This window comes from Halorhodospira neutriphila (assembly GCF_016584055.1).
In the GTDB taxonomy this organism is placed as follows: domain Bacteria; phylum Pseudomonadota; class Gammaproteobacteria; order Nitrococcales; family Halorhodospiraceae; genus Halorhodospira; species Halorhodospira neutriphila.
In genome coordinates this window covers 1-4,450 of sequence record NZ_NRSH01000157.1, presented here as the reverse complement: position 1 = coordinate 4,450, position 4,450 = coordinate 1, and the positions used below count along the sequence as shown (strand labels likewise).

Here is a 4,450-nt window from a genome sequence, read left to right as displayed (position 1 = left end):
GCCGAGGCCCGTGAGGCGCCGGCGCTGCCCCTGGAGGTGGCGGGCGCCGGCGGCCTCGAGGCGCCGGCGCAGGGCGCGGGTGCGCTCGAGCCAGGCGGCGGCGTCGGGGCTGAGCGCCTCGGCGGCCGCCGACGGGGTCGGGGCGCGCAGGTCGGCGGCGAGGTCGGCGATGGTGACGTCGACCTCGTGGCCGACGGCACTGACCACCGGGATCGGGCAGGCGCGGATGGCGCGGGCGACCGCCTCCTCGTTGAACGGCCACAGGTCCTCGAGGGAGCCGCCGCCGCGGGTCAGCAGCAGGACGTCGACCTCGCGGCGCCGCCCGGCGAGCTCCAGGGCCCGGGCGATGGCCGGCGCCGCCCCCTCGCCCTGGACGGCGACGGGGTAGATGAGCACCGGCAGGGCCGGGAAGCGGCGCGCGAGCACGGTGAGCACGTCCCGGATGGCCGCCCCGGTGGGGGAGGTCACCACGCCGAGGCGCTGCGGCTGGGCCGGCAGGGGGCGCTTGTCCGCGGCGCTAAACAGCCCCTCGGCGGCGAGGCGCTGCTGGAGCGCCTCGAAGGCCTGGCGCAGCGCCCCCTCGCCGGCCTCCTCGAGGTGCTCGACGATGAGCTGGAACGCCCCGCGGGCCGGGTAGAGGCTCGCCTTGGCCCGCACCCGCACCTGGTCCCCGTCGCCGGGGCGGTGGCGCAGGGCCGAGGCGCGGCCGCGGAAGAGCGCGCAGCGGACCTGGGCGCCGGCGTCCTTGAGGGTGAAGTAGATGTGCCCCGAGGCCGGGCGGGCGAGGTTGGAGATCTCGCCCTCGACCCAGACGGTGGGCAGGGCGGTCTCGAGCATCCCGCGCACCTCCTGGTTGAGCTGCGAGGGGGTGTAGACCGGGGTCGCCTCGGACGGCATAGGGCAGGGCCTCACTGCGGCGCGAGGGGCCTACGGTACAGGCCGAGCGCTCGGCGGGGGAAGTTGCTTGAGACTATTCCAATTCAAGCCGTAAAATACACGGCTATCCTCTTTAAAAATACCCCCTGACGAGCCGAGGAAGCGCTTGATGCGAATCGCCCAAGAAGCCTTGACCTTCGACGATGTTTTGCTCTTGCCGGCCGAGTCCCGCGTGGTGCCGCGAGAGGTCGATCTGCGCACGCCGCTGAGCCGCAATATCGAGCTCAACATCCCGGTTATCTCGGCGGCGATGGATACGGTGACCGAGGCGCGGCTGGCCATCGCGCTGGCCGAGCAGGGCGGGGTCGGCATCGTCCACAAGAACATGACCGTCGAGGCGCAGGCCGCCGAGGTGCGCCGGGTGAAGAAGTTCGAGAGCGGGATCATCAAGGAGCCGATCTCGGTGTCGCCCTACGCGAGCATCGGCGAGGTCCTCGAGCTGACCCGCGAGCAGGGGATCTCCGGGGTGCCGGTGGTCGACGGCGAGGAGCTCGTCGGCATCGTCACCGGCCGGGACCTGCGCTTCGAGACCCGCACCGGCGAGCCGATCTCGGTGGCCATGACCCCCAAGAGCCGCCTGGTGACCGTCCGCGAGGGGGCGAGCCGCGAGGAGGTGCTCAGCCGGCTCCACCAGCACCGCATCGAGAAGGTCCTCGTCGTCGACGACGCCTTCCACCTGCGCGGGATGATCACCGTCAAGGACATCCAGAAAAGCCACGACTACCCCAACGCCTGCAAGGACCAGTACGCGCGGCTGCGCGTCGGGGCCGCCGTGGGCGTCGGCGAGGGCGCCGAGGAGCGGGCCGCGGCGCTCGCCGAGGCGGGGGCCGACCTGCTCGTCGTCGACACGGCCCACGGCCACACCGCCGGGGTCATCGAGCGGGTCCGCTGGGTCAAGCGCCACCACCCCGAGGTCGACGTCATCGCCGGCAACATCGCCACCGGCGAGGCCGCCCGGGCGCTGCTCGAGGCCGGCGCCGACGGCGTGAAGGTGGGGATCGGCCCCGGATCGATCTGCACCACGCGGGTGATCGCCGGCGTCGGCGTGCCGCAGGTGACCGCCATCCACAACGTCGCCGAGGCCCTCGAGGGCACCGACGTGCCGCTGATCGCCGACGGCGGCGTCCGCTTCTCCGGCGACGCCGCCAAGGCGCTCGCCAGCGGCGCCCACTCGGTGATGATCGGCAGCCTGCTCGCCGGCACCGAGGAGGCCCCCGGCGAGGTGGAGCTCTACCAGGGCCGCTCCTACAAGTCGTACCGGGGCATGGGCTCGCTCGGGGCCATGTCCGGCAGCCAGGGCAGCGCCGACCGCTACTTCCAGGAGGGGGCGCAGTCGGTGGACAAGCTCGTCCCCGAGGGCATCGAGGGGCGCGTGCCGTACAAGGGCAGCATGGTGGCGATCGTCAACCAGCTCATCGGCGGGATCCGCGCCAGCATGGGCTACGTCGGCTGCGCCGACATGGCGCAGATGCGCACCCGCCCGCAGTTCGTGAAGATCACCGGCGCCGGCATGCGCGAGAGCCACGTCCACGACGTGGCCATCACGAAAGAGGCGCCCAACTACCGCGTCGACTGAGCGAGCCGGAACCATGCCCAACGCCGCCGCAGCGGCGGGCGATATCCACGCCCACCGCATCCTGATCCTCGACTTCGGCTCGCAGTACACCCAGCTGATCGCCCGGCGGGTGCGCGAGTGCGGGGTCTACTGCGAGATCCGCGCCTGCGACAGCGCCGATGCGGCGATCCGCGAGTTCGCCCCGAGCGGGGTGATCCTCTCCGGCGGGCCCGAGTCGGTGACCGACACCGAGACGCCGCGGGCGCCGGCGGCGGTCCTCGAGCTCGGCGCCCCGGTGCTCGGCATCTGCTACGGCATGCAGGCGATGGCCGCGCAGCTCGGCGGCCGCGTCGAGGCCTCGGCGCACAAGGAGTTCGGCTACGCCCAGCTCCGCGTCCACGGCCACTCGCGGCTGCTGCGCCAGATCGAGGACCACGCCGGCGCCGAGGGCGAGGCGCTCCTCGACGTCTGGATGAGCCACGGCGACCGCGTCGCCGAGCCGCCGCCGGGCTTCCGGGTCATCGCCGCCACCGACGCCGCGCCGGTGGCCGCCATCGGCGACGACGATCGGGGGTGGTACGGCCTGCAGTTCCACCCCGAGGTGACCCATACCCCCCAGGGCGGGCGGATCCTCGAGCGCTTCGTCCGCGACATCTGCGGCTGCCCCGGCGACTGGACGCCGGGGAACATCGTCGAGGACAGCGTCGCCCGGCTGCGCGAGCGCATCGGCGAGCGGCGCGTCGTCCTCGGCCTCTCCGGCGGCGTCGACTCCGCGGTGACCGCGGCGCTCCTCCACCGGGCCATCGGCGATCAGCTCACCTGCGTCTTCGTCGACAACGGCCTGCTGCGCCTCGGCGAGGGCGAGCAGGTCATGGCCACCTTCGCCCGCCACATGGGCGTCCACGTCCTCTACGTCGACGCCGAGGCGCGCTTCCTCGAGGCGCTCGCCGGCGTCGAGGACCCGGAGGAGAAGCGCCGGATCATCGGCAATCTCTTCGTCGAGATCTTCGACGAGGAGGCGGCCAAGCTCGAGGGGGTCACCTTCCTCGCCCAGGGGACCATCTACCCCGACGTGGTCGAGTCCGCCGGCAGCGCCGGTGGCGTCGGCGGCAAGGCCCACGTCATCAAGTCCCACCACAACGTCGGCGGCCTGCCCGAGCAGATGAAGCTCGAGCTCGTCGAGCCGCTGCGCGAGCTCTTCAAGGACGAGGTGCGCCGGGTCGGGCTCGAGCTCGGCCTGCCGGCGGACATGCTCTACCGCCACCCCTTCCCCGGGCCGGGGCTCGGGGTGCGCATCCTCGGCGAGGTCCGCAAGGCCTACGCCGACCGGCTGCGCCGCGCCGACGCCATCTTCATCGAGGAGCTCCACGCCGCCGGCTGGTACGAGCGCACCAGCCAGGCCTTCGCCGTCTTCCTGCCGGTGCGCTCGGTGGGCGTCACCGGCGACGGCCGGCGCTACGAGCACGTCATCGCCCTGCGCGCCGTGGAGACCGTCGACTTCATGACCGCCCGCTGGGCGGAGCTGCCCTACAGCTTCCTCGACCACGTCTCGCGGCGGATCATCAACGAGATCGACGGCATCTCCCGGGTCGTCTACGACATCTCCGGCAAGCCGCCGGCGACCATCGAGTGGGAGTGACCGCGCCGCAGCCGGACGATGCCGGCTGGATGGGCCGCGCCCTGGCGCTGGCCCGCTACGCTGGGGAGAGCGGCGAGGTCCCCGTCGGGGCGGTGGTGGTGCGCGGCGGCGCCTGCCTGGGGGAGGGGTGGAACCACCCCATCGGCGCCGCCGATCCCGCCGCCCACGCCGAGATCGGCGCCCTGCGCGCCGCCGGCGCCGCCGCCGGGGCCTACCGCCTGCCGGGGGCGACGCTCTACGTCACCCTCGAGCCGTGCTTCATGTGCGCCGGCGCCGCCGTCCACGCCCGCCTCGAGCGGCTGGTCTACGGCGCCCCGGAC

General features: G+C 73.3%; 4 protein-coding genes. 3 read left to right on the top strand and 1 reads right to left on the bottom strand.

Going from position 1 to position 4,450, the window contains the following annotated elements:
- Positions 1-897: exodeoxyribonuclease VII large subunit (gene xseA, locus CKO13_RS10855; RefSeq protein ID WP_200260826.1), on the bottom strand; the 897-nt coding region annotated here is incomplete at its 3' end.
- A 148-nt stretch (positions 898-1,045) separates the two neighbouring features.
- Here xseA and guaB point away from each other — a divergent pair.
- The 3 genes from guaB to CKO13_RS10840 all read left to right on the top strand — a co-directional run.
- Positions 1,046-2,512 carry an IMP dehydrogenase gene (gene guaB / locus CKO13_RS10850; protein WP_200260822.1) on the top strand — a complete coding sequence of 489 codons (1,467 nt, stop codon included), beginning with the start codon at positions 1,046-1,048 and terminating at the stop codon, positions 2,510-2,512.
- Positions 2,513-2,525: 13 nt separating this feature from the next.
- The gene (gene guaA / locus CKO13_RS10845; RefSeq protein WP_200260819.1) at positions 2,526-4,130 is read left to right on the top strand and encodes a glutamine-hydrolyzing GMP synthase; all 1,605 of its coding nucleotides are present in this window, start codon (positions 2,526-2,528) and stop codon (positions 4,128-4,130) included.
- The coding region (locus CKO13_RS10840; protein WP_476702778.1) for a nucleoside deaminase at positions 4,127-4,450 on the top strand (324 nt) is incomplete at its 3' end. The genes guaA and CKO13_RS10840, both read left to right, overlap by 4 nt.